At 41.2% G+C, this 15869-nt stretch carries 16 protein-coding genes; 7 read left to right on the top strand and 9 right to left on the bottom strand.

Annotated elements, in window-relative coordinates; translation table 11 throughout:
* Positions 1-33: 33 nt before the first annotated feature.
* The 4 genes from IRB43_RS09145 to IRB43_RS09130 all read right to left on the bottom strand — a co-directional run bounded on the left by IRB43_RS09145 (position 34) and on the right by IRB43_RS09130 (position 2442).
* The gene (locus IRB43_RS09145; RefSeq protein WP_203363145.1) at positions 34-351 is read right to left on the bottom strand and encodes a YuiB family protein; all 318 of its coding nucleotides are present in this window, start codon (positions 349-351) and stop codon (positions 34-36) included.
* A 103-nt stretch (positions 352-454) separates the two neighbouring features.
* Positions 455-577: a YuiA family protein gene (locus IRB43_RS09140; protein WP_203363144.1), complete on the bottom strand. Its 123-nt coding sequence runs from the start codon at positions 575-577 to the stop codon at positions 455-457.
* A 99-nt stretch (positions 578-676) separates the two neighbouring features.
* Positions 677-1180 (bottom strand): NUDIX domain-containing protein, encoded by a 504-nt coding sequence (locus IRB43_RS09135; RefSeq protein ID WP_203363143.1) that lies wholly within the window; start codon positions 1178-1180, stop codon positions 677-679.
* Positions 1181-1221: 41 nt separating this feature from the next.
* A complete protein-coding gene (locus IRB43_RS09130) occupies positions 1222-2442 on the bottom strand; it encodes an FAD-dependent oxidoreductase (RefSeq protein ID WP_203363142.1) in 1221 nt (406 codons plus the stop codon).
* A 322-nt stretch (positions 2443-2764) separates the two neighbouring features.
* Between IRB43_RS09130 and IRB43_RS09125 the strand changes: the two genes are divergently transcribed.
* Entirely contained in the window at positions 2765-3769 is a 1005-nt protein-coding gene (locus tag IRB43_RS09125; protein ID WP_203363141.1) for an NAD(P)/FAD-dependent oxidoreductase, read from the top strand.
* A 142-nt stretch (positions 3770-3911) separates the two neighbouring features.
* Here the strand turns inward: IRB43_RS09125 and IRB43_RS09120 are convergent, their stop codons facing one another.
* Positions 3912-4295 (bottom strand): HesB/IscA family protein, encoded by a 384-nt coding sequence (locus IRB43_RS09120; RefSeq protein ID WP_203363194.1) that lies wholly within the window; start codon positions 4293-4295, stop codon positions 3912-3914.
* A gap of 188 nt (positions 4296-4483) precedes the next feature.
* Here IRB43_RS09120 and IRB43_RS09115 point away from each other — a divergent pair, with 188 nt between their 5' ends.
* Positions 4484-5188 (top strand): DUF2225 domain-containing protein, encoded by a 705-nt coding sequence (locus IRB43_RS09115; RefSeq protein ID WP_203363140.1) that lies wholly within the window; start codon positions 4484-4486, stop codon positions 5186-5188.
* A 55-nt stretch (positions 5189-5243) separates the two neighbouring features.
* On the opposite strand, the gene IRB43_RS09110 is transcribed toward IRB43_RS09115, so the two are convergent.
* Entirely contained in the window at positions 5244-5480 is a 237-nt protein-coding gene (locus IRB43_RS09110; RefSeq protein WP_095480354.1) for a YuzB family protein, read from the bottom strand.
* A gap of 205 nt (positions 5481-5685) precedes the next feature.
* Here IRB43_RS09110 and IRB43_RS09105 point away from each other — a divergent pair, with 205 nt between their 5' ends.
* Entirely contained in the window at positions 5686-6753 is a 1068-nt protein-coding gene (locus IRB43_RS09105) for an NAD(P)/FAD-dependent oxidoreductase (RefSeq protein ID WP_203363139.1), read from the top strand.
* 374 nt (positions 6754-7127) lie between these two features.
* Here the strand turns inward: IRB43_RS09105 and IRB43_RS09100 are convergent, their stop codons facing one another.
* Positions 7128-7301 carry a hypothetical protein gene (locus tag IRB43_RS09100; RefSeq protein ID WP_203363138.1) on the bottom strand — a complete coding sequence of 58 codons (174 nt, stop codon included), beginning with the start codon at positions 7299-7301 and terminating at the stop codon, positions 7128-7130.
* Between the two features lie 268 nt (positions 7302-7569).
* On the opposite strand from IRB43_RS09100, the gene IRB43_RS09095 reads away from it, so the two are divergent.
* From IRB43_RS09095 to IRB43_RS09080, 4 genes are read left to right on the top strand one after another with little or no spacing between them, the layout of a single operon-like run.
* The gene (locus tag IRB43_RS09095; protein WP_203363137.1) at positions 7570-8658 is read left to right on the top strand and encodes a GerAB/ArcD/ProY family transporter; all 1089 of its coding nucleotides are present in this window, start codon (positions 7570-7572) and stop codon (positions 8656-8658) included.
* A gap of 25 nt (positions 8659-8683) precedes the next feature.
* Positions 8684-10174: a spore germination protein gene (locus IRB43_RS09090; RefSeq protein ID WP_203363136.1), complete on the top strand. Its 1491-nt coding sequence runs from the start codon at positions 8684-8686 to the stop codon at positions 10172-10174.
* 22 nt (positions 10175-10196) lie between these two features.
* On the top strand, positions 10197-11288 hold the full coding sequence (locus tag IRB43_RS09085) for a GerAB/ArcD/ProY family transporter (RefSeq protein ID WP_203363135.1): 1092 nt from the start codon (positions 10197-10199) through the stop codon (positions 11286-11288).
* Positions 11285-12364, top strand: a complete 1080-nt coding sequence (locus IRB43_RS09080; RefSeq protein ID WP_203363134.1) for a Ger(x)C family spore germination protein — start codon at positions 11285-11287, stop codon at positions 12362-12364. The genes IRB43_RS09085 and IRB43_RS09080 overlap by 4 nt, the downstream gene beginning before the upstream one ends.
* 663 nt (positions 12365-13027) lie before the next feature.
* On the opposite strand, the gene IRB43_RS09075 is transcribed toward IRB43_RS09080, so the two are convergent.
* Together IRB43_RS09075 and IRB43_RS09070 are read right to left on the bottom strand one after the other, a co-directional pair.
* On the bottom strand, positions 13028-14437 hold the full coding sequence (locus tag IRB43_RS09075; protein ID WP_203363193.1) for an NAD-dependent succinate-semialdehyde dehydrogenase: 1410 nt from the start codon (positions 14435-14437) through the stop codon (positions 13028-13030).
* A 52-nt stretch (positions 14438-14489) separates the two neighbouring features.
* A complete protein-coding gene (locus tag IRB43_RS09070) occupies positions 14490-15848 on the bottom strand; it encodes a sigma-54 interaction domain-containing protein (protein ID WP_203363133.1) in 1359 nt (452 codons plus the stop codon).
* Positions 15849-15869 lie beyond the last annotated feature (21 nt).

Here is a 15869-nt window from a genome sequence, read left to right as displayed (position 1 = left end):
CCTTTTGCAGGGCTCTTTATGTAAGAAAGTCAATTAAAACATTTGATAGCCTTTTTGACGAAGAACACGCATGGTCACACCTGAAGTGATCGCACCAAGCAGACCGCTTGATAAAATGATAATATCTGGTGCTTTAAGCGAAATAATTTTCGTTCCTAAAGCTGAAAACGCTTCACTTGCATGGAAAATATAATCAAACGTGCTGATTTCATCGACAATCATAATGGTTACAAGCGGATAAAGAAGCGCCATTACCCATGTCATCCGCAACAACATATTTAATAAGAAGCCAATTCCGAAAAACAACACGAAAAATAGCAGCACTGAAACAAGTAAAATAGCTATATGCATTCCGTTCCCCTCCTAAATCACTAAAGAATAGTGTACCTTAGGAAGAAGGAAAACGTCAAGATAATGGGGCATCCTCCCAAATGAAGGATGCCCCCTATATTCCTTATTCTTTATTCTTCCCTTCACCATCGCAGTTCGGGCAAGTTTCAGAACCGCCGAGGAGGAGTTGAAGATATCCTTTCCCTTCACAAGTATGGCATGGTTGTTTTTTTGTTTGAATTGTCATTTAAATTCCTCCTTGAATTATTTATTTTAATTTTCAGATAATATACCATAAGGAGATCCGAGCGTACAATCTCCTTTTTCGATGAAATTGATCTCAAAATTAGAAGAATAATTTATAGGAGGTATAACCAAACTGTATTCCAGGGTCCACTCCCTCTTGACAAAACAGCGAGGCACTCTCAATATGATCAACGAGTGTGCCCAATAAAATAGAGGTATGAGCATCGTTTTTCAGTTCCTCTGTCGACAGCCAAGCCGCATCAATCAGTTCCTTTTCTTCTATTATTATAGGCTGTCCGTCTTCCTTTAACGTCAATAAAAAAATGATTAAGTTATCACTGATTTCTTCTTTTATCACTCCTGATCGAATCCCAACGACACCACAAACTTCACAATCGATTCCGGTTTCTTCCTTCACTTCTCTAACGGCCGCTTCATCCGCCGTTTCGCCCTGATCGACAAATCCAGCTGGTAATGACCATTGCCCCTTTAATCCGCCGTAACTTTTCTTCACCACTAGCCAACGACCTGAAGAATCCATCACTAAACCAGCGGCCCCTAACCAAACGTTCCCTCTTTTCAACCAACCCGCTCCTTTCTCCATAAAAAAAGACTGACCATTAAGGTCAGCCTCTATCCATTTGCTTATAGGAAATTAAATTTACCTTTTTTCATCACTAATGACGGCCCACCGATCATGTACAATGCGCGGTTATCAACCATCTTCTTCATGAATGACGCTTTCGTACCTGTCATTTTCTTACCGAAAGCAACACCGATTGCATCGTCATCTCCTAAAGAACAAACCGTACCTTTAATGTCTGGTTTAAATGTTTCAAGATCATCCGCTTGACCTTTTATTAGCTTCACTAAATTGCGCGCACATACTTCCCCTTGCTGCATCGCAATTTGAGCTGTTGGCGGATATGGACGATTAATTTCTTCATTGATAATAAGTGAAGAATCACCGATGACGAAAATGTCGTCATGACCTGGCGCACGTAAATCAGGGTTTACTTTTACGCGAGCACGCATATTTTCGATCTCTGCTTTTTCAATGATCGAGCTTCCACGAACACCCGCTGCCCAAACGACTGTTCCCGCTTTAATTTCTTGAAGCTCTTCTTCACCTTTCGCTACTTTAATGCCTTCTGGCGTCGCTTCCTTAATCGCTGTGCCAATCTTGAATTCTACACCTTTTTTCTCTAATTGAGAAACAGCGTATTTCACTAGCTCAGGATCAAACCCTGGAAGAACCATTGGCGCTGCTTCTACGCAATAAATGCGAACTTTAGAATAATCAATATCATACTCGCGGCAAAGTTCAGGTACACGGTTTGTTAATTCGCCAAGGAATTCAATCCCTGTAAATCCAGCACCGCCGACAACGATTGTTAAGCGCTCTTCTTTCTTTTCTAGTTCTGTTGCATATGTCGCAAATTGATAGTCAATATGCTCACGAATTTGGCGAGCCGCATTGACATTAGAAATTGTAAACGCATACTCTTTTAACCCTTGAATACCGAAAGTTTCGGATTCGCCACCAAGCGAGAATACAAGATAATCATATTCCACTTCGCCAGAATCTAAAATCACTTTCTTTTCAGCTGTTTTAATATCTTGCACTTCTGCACGGATAAACTCTACTTTGCTGCGATTGATAACGCTATCAATAGAATAGCGAACACGGTCGTGATGCAATGTACCTGCAGACGCTTCATGAAGCCAAGTTGTTTCATAATGGTAATCATTTTTGTTTACTAATACAATGTTTGCTTCGTCTTGTCCTAACATTTTTTGAAGACGAGTAACTGTCATCAATCCACCATACCCTGCACCTAACACTACGATCTTCGGCTTTCTCACAATAATCACTTCCACCTTTATCCATATTTTCGAATTTGCTGTAGAGCCTTACATTTAGATTGTGATATTTTTCACGAATAAATGCAAAAAAACACGATAAAAATCGTCACAAAATCTCAATATTTGCATGTATGATTTAATAATATGTCTTTTGTAAATCTTTTTCAAGATGTTTAATGGAAAATATTTTATTTGTTTTTCCATTTACCTTATTGTGAAAAAATTTCAGTCAAAAAAGTATCTTTACGTGTGAATCTGATACAAATTCGGTATGATAGAGATAAGAAAATACCATTTTTTTGTTTCTGAGGAGGGATTTCGAATGAATCATGATCAAAAGCTATTTGACATTACTATTATCGGTGGCGGGCCTGTTGGATTATTCACGGCTTTTTACGCTGGTATGCGCCAAGCATCCGTCAAAATTATCGAAAGCTTGCCGCAACTAGGAGGGCAGCTGTCCGCTCTCTATCCTGAAAAGTACATTTACGATGTCGCTGGATTTCCTAAAGTTCGCGCCCAAGAACTGATTGATCGCCTTGTGGAACAAATGGAACCATTTTCTCCAACCATCTGTTTAGGACAGTCTGTGCAAACACTTGAAAAATTAACAGATGGCACATTCAAGCTAACAACCAACCAAGAAGTCCATTTCACCAAAACGATTATCATCACTGCAGGAAATGGCGCCTTTCAGCCACGGAAACTAGAACTTCCCAATGCCGCCGCTTACGAAAAAACAAACCTTCATTATTCCATTACAGACATTGAACACTTTAAAGACCGCCATATCGCTATTTGCGGAGGCGGGGATTCAGCCGTTGATTGGGCGCTGATGCTTGAACCGATCGCCAAGCGAGTATCTATCATCCATCGCCGCGAAAAGTTTAGAGCGCATGAGCATAGTGTGGAACAACTTCGCGCCTCTAACGTCAATATTATGACTCCTTATGTACCGAGCAACGTCATTGAAGAAGACGGCCGAATTGGAGCGCTTGAATTAACAAGAGTGGAAACGGACCGCAAAGAAATTCTGCCAGTCGATGATGTGATCGTCAATTTCGGCTTTGTCTCCTCCCTTGGTCCAATGAAAGAGTGGAGATTAGCGATTGAAAAAAACAGCATCATCGTCAATTCAAAAATGGAGACTAATATAGAAGGAGTGTACGCCGCTGGCGATGTGTGCACATACGACGGCAAAGTAAAATTAATCGCTACCGGCTTTGGCGAAGCACCGACAGCCGTCAACAACGCCAAAGCCTATCTCGATCCGAAAGCTCGCGTCCAACCATTGCACAGCACCTCTTTATTCGAACAGAAAAAATAAGCCGCTGTTTAGTTCCGGCTCCAACTTTTAAGTTGGGGCCTTTAGTTAAGTTTCTTTGACCTTGCCTGCGCTTTCTTCGACTTTCATATACTTTCCAAACAAAAAAACACTCCCTCTAACAAGGAAGTGCCTGACAAATGATTTAGCAATTCTCCGGTTTTCCTTCATTCGTGGCTGTTCTAAAGGAAGAACCGCAGCCGCAGGAAGCGATCGCATTCGGATTTTCGATGGTGAAGCCGCCCCCCATTAAAGATTGCTTGTAATCAATGACGGTTCCCTTTAATACAGGGGCGCTGTCTTTATCGACCACAATGTGAATGCCATGCTGATCAAGTTCAATGTCGCCTTCTTTCATTTCGCGATCAAACCCCATGCCGTAGGACAAGCCACTACAGCCACCACCATGTACGGTGACGCGCAAATTAGCTCCCTCTTCTTCATTTTGTTTCATCATATCTTTTATTTGAAAAGCCGCTGCTTCCGTTACGGTGACTACTTCAACTTCTTTCACTGGAAACCCCTCCATCCATTCTTCTTTTATTATTAGTATATACATCCCCAACCTCCTTCACAACCAAACTGCTCAATCCCCATTCAAACCGACAAAATAGTTCTTATTACCTAGATTTATAATGATTCAAATAGTCTATAATTAAATAAATAGATAAGTATATAGACATACTAGAGACTGAATAGTCATAGGAGGCAAATCGTATGGATCACATCTCTCCTTATTACGAAAAAGAACTAAAATGTCCTGTTTGTGAACAAAAGTTTCAAACAACTAAATTAAGAAATCGCTTCGTAAAAGTTAATGGTCATGACACCGACTTAATGCCTATGTATGATCAAGATAGCTGCAATCCACTCTTCTACCATGTGTTTGTCTGTTGCCATTGCGGCTACTCTTTCTCAGATGAATTCTCATCCTATTTTGCTCCTGGAGCGAAAGATAAGATCATCGATCAAATAAAAAATCAGTGGGTCTATCAAGATTACGGAAAAGAACGAACGATTCTTGAGGCGATTAACAGTTATAAACTTGCTCTTTATAGCGGTTTGCTTAAAAAGGAAAAACATTTAACCCTAGCTGGCTTAGCCCTTCGCACTGCTTGGCTATATCGGGAATTAGGGCATTTAAAAGAAGAAAAACGTTTTATGCTGATGGCGGCCAATCAATATAAAGAGGCTTATGAAACAGAAGATCTGACAGGCAAACAAATGTCTGAAGTAAAAGTATTATATTTAATCGCTGAATTAAATCGACGCGCTGATAATAATGAAGTTGCTGTCTCCTATTTCTCTAAAGTGATTGAAAAACAACATATGTCGTCAGATAAGAAAATTGTCGATATGGCCCGAGATCGCTGGTATGAAATTCGTGAAGAAATGAAACAGCAAAAAGAAGCCACTGCCTAGACAAAATTCGAGAAATTTCGGGGAGTGACAGGCACCTGTCACGTCCTCGTCCATTTTAAAACATCGGGTTTTCCTCTAAATACTCATAAATGTTATCAACTAGCTCTTCGGGTGTCTTGCCATCCACCGGTTCGCCATTAACAAGAGCAAATAGCCCTTCACTGCATCGTGTACAATAACTTAAACATCCATACTCAATGACATCTAGGTTCACATCACGTTCTAATATCTCAAGCGCTTTTTGCGCACCATTCGCCAAATTGCTCACGCAAAACTCAATAATTGGCTTCATCCTTTTCTCACCTCTTACTTCTATTTTACTATCTCTGACGATGAGATTAAAGTAGAAAACTTTATAGTCAAAATGCTTGATGTCTGTTGTGAAAACAGTTAGATTTCGATATACTCATTATGGCAGAATAAAAAAATCGTGTTTTTTTGACAAGAATCTTTGGGGATGTCACAGAATTATATCATGCATAAAAGGGGATATTTCTATGAAACATTTAGTACTACTTGGTGGCGGTTACGGAAATATGCGCGTGTTACTTCGACTATTGCCGAATAATTTACCAGAAGATGTCACCATTACTTTAGTCGATAAGGTACCTTACCATTGCCTAAAGACAGAATATTATGCACTTGCTGCAGGAACAATCTCTGATCATGAAGTGCGCGTTGCGTTTCCAGAGCATTCTCGACTGAACATCGTTTTCGGAGCAGTGAAAGAGATTGATTTGGAAAATAAACGCGTCCTATTAGAAGAAGAAGAATCTATTTCTTACGATGATCTAGTCATTGGTCTTGGCTGTGAAGATAAATACCATAATGTGCCTGGGGCTGAACAATATACGCATAGCATTCAATCTATCGAAAAGGCTCGTCATACATACCAAACATTATCCAACATGCCAGCTCGTTCGAAAGTAGGAATTATTGGTGCTGGATTAAGTGGGATTGAAATTGCCAGTGAATTGCGCGAAAGCCGCCCGGACCTGGAAATTACTTTATTTGATCGTGGTCCACGAATTTTAAAGGATTTTCCTGAGCGCTTAAGTAAATATATTCACAAATGGTTTGTTGACCACGGAGTTACTGTTGTCAACAATGCAAACATTGTGAAAGTAGAACCAAAAGCGATCTATAATAATGAAGATGTTCATGAAATGGATGCTGTTGTATGGACAGCAGGCATTCAACCAAACATTGTTGTGCGCAAAATGAATGTAGAAAAAGATTCATCTGGCCGCATCAAACTAAGCCCATATCATAACTTACCAAACGATGAACATGTATATGTGGTTGGAGATTGCGCGAGCCTCCCTCACGCACCTAGTGCCCAATTGGCGGAAGAGCAAGCGGAACAAATTGTTCAAGTATTACAAAAACGCTGGAAAAATGAACCTCTTCCTGAAAAATTGCCAGAAATGAAATTAAAAGGCGTCCTAGGCTCCCTAGGTAAAAAACAAGGATTTGGCTTCGTAGCCGATCGCGCCATCACAGGCCGCGTCGCAAGATTCCTCAAATCCGGCGTCCTTTGGCTGTATAAATATCATAACGGGTAACACGAAAAGCGGATGGCGCTGTTCAGCGACGTATGGATTGGAATGATCCGCATGAGATAAAGGAAACACGATGAACGACAGTGAATCGATGTTGACTTATCGTAAGGAGGAGCATGGAAATCCACTAGTCGCTAGCGCCTGCAGCTGGACACGAAAAGCGGATGGCGCTGTTTAGCGGCGACAAGCAAAAGACGAGCCCGCTGAAAGGTTGTTCTTTAACCTTTTGGCGGGCTTGGCTTTTGACCTCGAGCCGCTAGCGCCTGCAGCTGGACATAGAAAAGCGGAGCCGACTGCTCAGACACGACAAGCAAACGACAGAATGAAGGAATGGCGCTCTTCAGCCATGCAGTCAGGCTGGCATTTGACTCGAGTCTCTAGGAGGCGGAGCTGGACACGAAAAGCGGATGGCGCTGTTCAGCGACGTATGGACTGGAGACAGCCGTATGATGAATATAAACAAAAAAGCGATGAACTCTCAATGAGTTCGTCGCTTTTTTGTTATATCTTCCCCTCTTTTTGATCATACTAGACGTATTATTCCATTTCATCCGCTTTCCTTTTTTAATTGTTGCTCAGCTTCTTGGGCTTGCAAGCCTCACTGTTTGCTAGGCTCTCCTCTTATTACATATGTTGAAGCTATCCTCACTTGGCCGACCGTTTCTTGAACCCCTTTTTCCAATGCGGAGAGGCGATTTAAAGGATGCGAGATCAACAACGTCTGCGGCCGTTACAAACAAACGGAACGTTTCGAGAAACAGCCTCCATCTGAAAGTAACCGTGATATTGATGAATAATGATTAATCGGAGGTGAGCCTAATGTTGCCGTTGCCCGATGAGAGGCATAAAGTGTCTCCCTATTTCGCTTTTTACATCGTGACATCTATGCAGATTGGTACCGGAATTTTCTCGTTTCAGCGCAATGTTGCTAAAGACGCGGGGCATGATGCTTGGATTGCTGTCATTCTGGCCGGGCTATCGACTCATATCGCTTTATGGATGATTTACCAAATATTAAATAAAGGCCAAAATGATATTACGGTTATTCATAGAGACCTGTTTGGTAAGTGGGTCGGTGGTTTATTTAGTATCGCTTTAGTTCTGTATATACTATCTATTTGCGTCACTATGACTCGTAACTATATTCAAATTATCCAGATTTGGCTCTTTCCTCAATTAGAAACATGGTATATAGCACTCATTTTATTTGTGTTAGTGTACCTTTATGTGTCTAGTGGATTTCGAGTGAATGTCGGCCTTTGCTTTCTTACGTTTGTCATTACGTTTCCTTTGCTTTTTATGTATTGGTTTCCGCTGAAAGAAGCGAAAATATCTTATTTGCTACCCGTTTTCGATCATTCATGGACTGACCTTTTCTCTGCTTCTAAAGAAATGGCTTTGAGTTATTCAGCGTTTGAAATCATTTTTTTCTGTTACCCTTTTTTAAAAAAAGCGGAAACCTCACATAAATGGGCACAGCTCGGAGTCGCATATACCGCTTTCATTTATTTGTTGACCATGGTTGTTTCCTTGTTATATTTCAGTCATTGGCAATTATCTAACACCATTTGGGGCACGTTAACTTTATGGAAAGTGGTCAATTTGCCTTTTCTTGAACGATTTGAATATGCTGGTCTCTCTATTTGGCTATTAGTCATCCTACCTAATATGTGTGTGTATACATGGGTAGCCACAAGAGGGCTGAAACAATTATTCAGCATAAAACAAAAACATAGCATTATCCCGCTCGTGATTGCCTTGTTTTTCATCGTAATTTCATTCACCGATCCAAAAAACATTGAGCAACTAAATAACTTCACAGGGAATTTGGGGTTATATGTTGCTTATGCATACATTCCATTTGTTTACTTCTTCCAGATCATTCGGGAGAAAATGAGGCGAAAATAATGATGTGAAAGGAGATGAACGGTTTTTGAAAAATCTATTTAAACGAAACCAATCATCTTTTAGACAAACGGAATTTAATCAATTGCTGACGGTTTGCACAGAATCTAGTGATTTTCTTACATTTCGTCTTCATGACGACGCTCCCTTTTTTGTTTCTTTTTATAAAACACTTATTAATCCAGATACGGTGCATCAAAATATTCTAGCCGCGCTTGCGGATAAAAAACTAACGGATTTACAAGTCATTAAAGAGAAATTACCAATTGAAGACTTAATGATCACCACAAATATTGCAGACATTAAAGATAAATTAATGACGGGTCATGTTGTTTTTCATGAAAAAGAGAAAACCACAGCTTGCCTGTTAGTTCCCGCTCAAGCTGTAGAGAAAAGGCAAGTCGCTGTGCCGGAAACAGAATATACAGTAATGGGGCCAAAAGAAGCGTTTGTTGAATCGCTCGATACCAATGTCAATTTAGTGCGAAAACGCTTGCCGATCCCTGAGCTACAAATGAAAGAACTAGTCGTTGGTACCCTGTCTAAAACGAGAGTAAAGGTGGCCTATATTCAAGGAATTGCGGATCCAGAAAATATCAATACAGCGATTCAAAGAATTCAAGAAATTGAATATGATCAAATCCCTGATAGTTCCTTTCTTATGCAAATGATTACAGACAATAAAAACTCGCTCTTTCCGCAACTTATCGATACTGAACGCCCCGATCGAGTGGCCAGTGCGCTTGCGGAAGGAAAAATCGCCATTTTAGCCGATGGTTCACCGCATGTATTGCTTGCACCTACAACACTTGTTGAATTTTTTTCTGCTTTTGAAGATTACTTTTATACATGGATTATCGCTTCCATCTTTCGGTTAATCCGTGTATTTGCGGTTCTTTTTTCTGTGCTATCGACCCCGACTTATGTCGCCATTTTAACATATCATTACGAAATGATCCCACAAGATTTATTAAATACACTTGTTTCTTCTCGAAGTGGAATCCCTTTTCCACCCATATTAGAAGCGCTTATTTTGGAACTTACCATTGAACTACTGCGGGAAGCCGGAGCCCGACTACCGACAAAAGTAGGACAAACGATTGGTATCGTTGGCGGGATTGTCATCGGTACTGCCGCTGTACAAGCGGGTTTAACAAGCAATGTGTTATTAATTCTTGTCGCTTTAAGTGCCCTTGCTTCGTTTACGACACCGATCTATCAAGTAAGCTATGCGATTCGTTTCATTCGTTTTCCTTTTTTTCTATTCGCGCAATTCCTTGGATTATTAGGCCTTGTCATTTGCGGATGTTTTGTGTTGTTGCATATGCTGAAGCTTTCTTCGCTCGGCCGGCCGTTTCTTGAACCGATTTTCCCTCTGCGGCGAGCCGATTTAAAGGACGCTCTATTCCGACTTCCCTTTGATCAGCAACGGCTTCGGCCATTACAAGTAAGAACGGAACAAGCGGAACGCTTTGACAAACAGTCTCCTCCTGAAAACAAACCTGATATTGATGAATAATGATGAAGTGGAGGTGAATCCCATGCTACCATTACCGGCCGAAAAACATAAAGTGTCTCCTTATTTTGCTTTTTATATTATTTCTTCTGTGCAAATCGGTGTCGGTGTTCTCGGATTCCAGCGCAACGTGACAAAAGCAGCTGGTCATGATGCATGGATCTCTGTCGTCCTCGTCGGCCTCTCGATGCACATAATTATGTGGATGACCTATCAAATATTAAAGAAAGGAAACAATGATATTACCGTCATTCACAGAGAATTATTCGGTAAGTGGATTGGCGGGCTGCTCAGCCTTACGTTAATGGTGTATTTATTGTCTATCGGACTGACGATCGCCCGCAACTATATCGAAGTCATCCAAATTTGGATTTTTCCTCAATTAGAAACATGGTATATGGCCATCATCCTATTTACATTAGTATACCTTTATGTCACCAGCGGGTTCAGAGTCAATGTAGGACTTTGTTTTCTGACATTTGTGATTACTCTCCCTTTACTATTAATGTACTGGTTTCCGCTGCAAGAGGCGAAAATCTCTTATTTATTGCCTATTTTAGATCACTCACTCCCTGACATTATCTCTGGTTCTAAAGAAGTATCCTTTAGTTACAGTGGATTTGAAACCATTTTTTTCTGTTATCCTTTTATCAAACAAGCCGAACGTTCACACAAGTGGGCACAATTAGGAGTAGCATACACCACTTTTATTTATTTATTGACGATTATTGTTTCACTGTTGTATTTCAGTCATTGGCAATTGTCCAATACGATTTGGGCTACATTAACTTTATGGAAAGTCATCAATTTGCCTTTCGTGGAGCGGTTCGAGTATGCCGGACTGACTCTTTGGCTCTTAGTTATATTGCCAAATATCTGCTTGTATACATGGGCCGCGACACGAGGAATAAAACAATTATTTAACATTAAACAAAAACATAGTGTGATTCTGCTTATTGTTGCGCTATTTATCACTGTTGTATCTATTACAGAGCTTAAAGTCATTAACAAATGGCTGACATCCGTTGGTTATTTCGGGTTATTTGTGTTTTATGTATATATACCTTTTGTTTATTTTTTTCAAATCATTCGCAATAAGATGAGGCGACCACAATGAGAAAAAAAATATTTTGGATTGTTTTAACCTTCTTATTATTAACTAATTACCAACTAGAACCGACCATTTTGGAAGATACCCAGCATATTTCAGCTGCTGGGTATGACTCAGCAGGCAAGGACCGGATCAAAGCAACAGCCGCCGCTCCTTTTTTCCCCCCTGGTCAAGATGTAACACCAAAAGATGTGACTTTCACCGCTGAAGGACATGCGCGAGCAAGCATGAAACAACTCTTTCAAAGAGAAGCCCAAAAACCTTTAAGTACGGGGCGTTTAAATAATGTCCTATATAGTAAAGATTTAGCGCAGCAAGGAATTTTCCACCTTGTTAAACCTTATAGCCGTGATCCTAATATCGGAAGGGGCATGCATCTGGCGATAGTGGACGGCAGTACGGAAAAATTGCTGAAATCTAAATTTCCAAGCACCGTGCTCACTTCTCGTTATTTAGCTGAATTGCTCGATCAAGGGATAAAAAATATTATTCCTGAAACGAACCTTCATTCTTTTTTGGCCCAATATTATGGAGAAGGACAAGACCCTTTTTTACCCTTGTTACAGTTAAAGAAAAAACATATCCGTTTAAAAGGACTGGCTCTTTTTAAAGATGCTCGCTATGTGGGTTCCCTCTCTTATAAAGAAAGTTATTTATTTAAAATTTTATATGAAAAATCTCGTGACGGTAATTACGATATAAAATTAAATAGCGGGCATTATGTCGTCATTAAAAACGTCCGTTCTAAAGTGAAATACCGCATTAGCGGACCAAAAGAAAATCCAAATATAAAAATTGAAGTGTCCATGCTCGGAGAAATTATTGATGCGTCCGGATTGTCGCTGAAAAACCCAAAAACCGTGCAAAACATTGAAAAACAATGGATGCAAAAAGAAAACAAACGAGCGAAAAAAATCATTAAAAAATTCCAAAACCTGCACATTGACCCGCTTGGCATCAGCGAAAAAGTAAGAAGCAAATACCGGAACTTCGACATGGACAAGTGGAAAAACCACTACCCCTCCGCCTCCATCAACGTCCAAATCAAAGTAAAAACAATGGACACAGGAATCATCGAATGACACAGAAAAGCGGAGCCGACTGTTTAGACACGACAAGCAAATGACAGAATGACGGAATGGCGTTCTTCAGCCATGCAGTCAGGCTGGCATTTGACTCGAGTGTCTAGGAGGCGGAGCTGGACACAGAAAAGTGGAAGGCGCTCGTTCATCGGCGACAAGCAAAAGACGANAGACACGACAAGCAAATGACAGAATGACGGAATGGCGTTCTTCAGCCATGCAGTCAGGCTGGCATTTGACTCGAGTGTCTAGGAGGCGGAGCTGGACACAGAAAAGTGGAAGGCGCTCGTTCATCGGCGACAAGCAAAAGACGAGTCGGCTGAAAGGTTGCTTTTTAACCTTTTGGCCGGCTTGGCTTTTGACCTCGAGCCGATAGCGCCTGCAGCTGGACAATCGAAAAGCGGAGCCGACTGCTCAGACACGACAAGCAAATGACAGAATGACGGAATGGCGTTCTTCAGCCATGCAGTCAGGCTGGCATTTGACTCGAGTGTCTAGGAGGCGGAGCTGGACAGTAGAAAAGCGAAAGGCGCCGTTTAGCGACGTATGGACTGGAGCCAGCCGTATGAGATAAAGGAAACACGATGAACGATAGTGAATGGATGTTGACTTATCGTAAGGAGGAGACAAGAAAAAAGCATCCGTCACGGATGCTTTTCTTCATTATAGTCCTAATGAGATATATTTCACTTCTAAATATTCTTCGATGCCGTAATGACCGCCTTCACGTCCTAGACCGCTCTGTTTGTAGCCGCCGAATGGAGCTTGGGCAACGGAAGGAAGACCATCGTTTAAGCCAATAATTCCGTATTCAAGACCTTCAGCAATATCGATCGCTTCTGTGATGTTTTCACTGAACACATAGGCTGCTAAACCGTATGGAGAATTGTTGGCGCGTTCGACCACTTCTTCTACCGTTTTATATGTTGTCACAGGCGCTAATGGACCGAATGTCTCTTCGTTCATACAAAGCATATCATCAGTTACATTGGTAATCACTGTTGGCTCAATGAAATAACCTGTTAAGTCCTCACGTTTATTGCCGCCTGCAATAATGTTCGCACCTTTTTGTTTCGCATCTTCTAGCTGGCTAATCACTTTCGCCACCGCTTGCTCATCGATTAGCGGACCAATTGTCACGCCTTCATCTAAACCGTTCCCCATTTTTAACTTCGCTACTTCTTGTTTAAACGCTTCAGCAAACTCCGCTTCGATGGATTCATGAACATATACGCGGTTCGCACATACACATGTTTGTCCCGCATTACGGAATTTAGAAGCGATTAAGTTTTGCGCTGCCTTTTCGATATTAGCATTGGCTGTCACGATAAATGGTGCATGGCCGCCGAGTTCAAACGATACTTTTTTCATCGTATCTGCAGCGCCGCGCATTAATAATTTCCCTACTTCTGTTGAACCAGTGAAAGAAATTTTGCGGACGCGGCCATCTTTCATCCACGCTTCCCCAATCGCTTTTGGATCGCCTGTTACGATGTTAATAACGCCTTTCGGAATACCTGCTTCTTCCGCTAGTTCCACTAAACGAATCGCTGTTAATGGCGTTTGCTCCGCTGGTTTGATGACTGCTGTACATCCAGCCGCAAGCGCTGGTGCTACTTTTCTCGTAATCATCGCTGCTGGGAAATTCCAAGGAGTGATCGCGGCAATGACACCAACCGGCTCTTTTTGCACAAATAAACGTTTACGAGGATGAGAAGCTGGAATCGTTTCTCCGTAAATGCGTTTTCCTTCTTCTGCATACCAAGAAATAAAGCTGTTGGCATAACCGACTTCACCAATCGCTTCCGGAAGTGGCTTCCCTTGCTCTTTTGTCATAATTTGACCGATTTCTTCTTTGTTTTCATCAATTAAACGATACCATTCATTTAAGTAATGAGCGCGTTCCGCAGCTGTTAGCTTCGCCCATGTTTTAAACGCTTCATATGCCGCCGTTGCTGCTTGTTCCGCTTCTTCTTTTCCACCTTCTGGTACAGTGGCAATGACTTCATTGGTAGCTGGGTTGATTACTTGAATTTTCTTGTCGTTATCAATCCACTCGCCATTAATGTACATTTTCCAATTCTTCATTTGCTTTCTCCCCCTTCTTGTTGTCCATAAAAGAGCGTTATTCCTCGCCTTCCACGTATTTCTTGACTTTCCGAGCGGCCGAGGATTGACTGATTCCAAGTGCTTTCGCAAGTTTATAAGTGGAGGAAAATTTCCCATAGGCTTCAATGATCATTTTTCGTTCCACTTCCTCAAGCATTTCTGGAAGGGTTGTTCCTTTCTCCGTTAATTCCTGCTGCACTAATTCGAGCGGCAAGTCATTTAACGTCACCACTTCATCATTTGTCACGACGAGCCGTTCGACCATATTTTCTAGCTCACGAATATTCCCTTTCCACTCATAATTTAAAAAGGCATTTAATACCTTTGGCGAAAAACGAACATGGCTATTATACAAGTCGTTGAAATAGTCAAGAAAATGATAGGTCAATGGAATAATATCTTCTTTTCTTTCCCGTAATGGCGGGATATGAATCGGCACAACATTCAAACGGTAGTATAAGTCACGTCTGAAGCTTCCTTGTTCCGCCATCTTTTTCAAATCTTTATTGGTAGCCGCAATAATTCTTAAATTCAAGGTAATCGGCTGACTTCCCCCGACAGGACGAATTTGTTTATCCTGCAGCACATGAAGCAATTTTCCTTGAGCCGTTAACGGAAGTTCACCCACCTCATCTAAGAAGAGCGTTCCGTTATTAGACAGTTCAATCAGCCCTTTTTTTCCTTCACGAAAAGCCCCAGTAAAGGTCCCGCCTTCATACCCGAACAATTCTGACTCAATTAGCTGTTCAGGCAAGGCCGCACAATTGATTTCATTGAGCACTTGATTTTTCCTATCACTTAATTGGTGAATGGAACGAACAATTCTGCTTTTGCCGACCCCTGTTTCCCCCAATAGCAAAACAGTTGAATTGACTTTCGCAATTTTGCGGACGAGCATCATCACTTTGGCCATTTGCTCACTTTTTGAAATGAGCCCCTCAACTTCGAGCGGCTCATTTAACTCTCTTTTATATGTAGCGAGCTGGTCTTCCATTTCTTCAATCTTGTTTCTTAAATGAATAATCTCTGTCAAGTCACGAGAGTAGCTGATGACACTTTTTAAAGATCCATCCCGATTAAAAACCGGCCTTGTACGTACATGATAGTACCGGCCGGAATTAGATACTTGAAACAGCTCAATTGGCTGTTTTTTTTCGATGACTTGTGTGGTTGCTGAAGGATAAAAGAGTCCCATTTTCTCTAACTCTTTCACATGCTTACCAACTAAATCACCAGCTGATTTTTCATAGTTTTTTTGACAAGTTGAATTGACACGAATGACGAACCCTTGGGCATCCGTCACTAGAATTTCATCGAAAGACGATTCAAAAATATCGAACAACTCTTCTCGTACAGAATCATGAGATGTATTCATGAAGAACTTCCTCCCGATCAT

Source organism: Bacillus sp. REN10, assembly GCF_016820555.1.
Classification (GTDB): Bacteria; Bacillota; Bacilli; order Bacillales; family Domibacillaceae; genus Bacillus_CE.
This window is presented reverse-complemented; position numbering and strand designations above follow the sequence as displayed.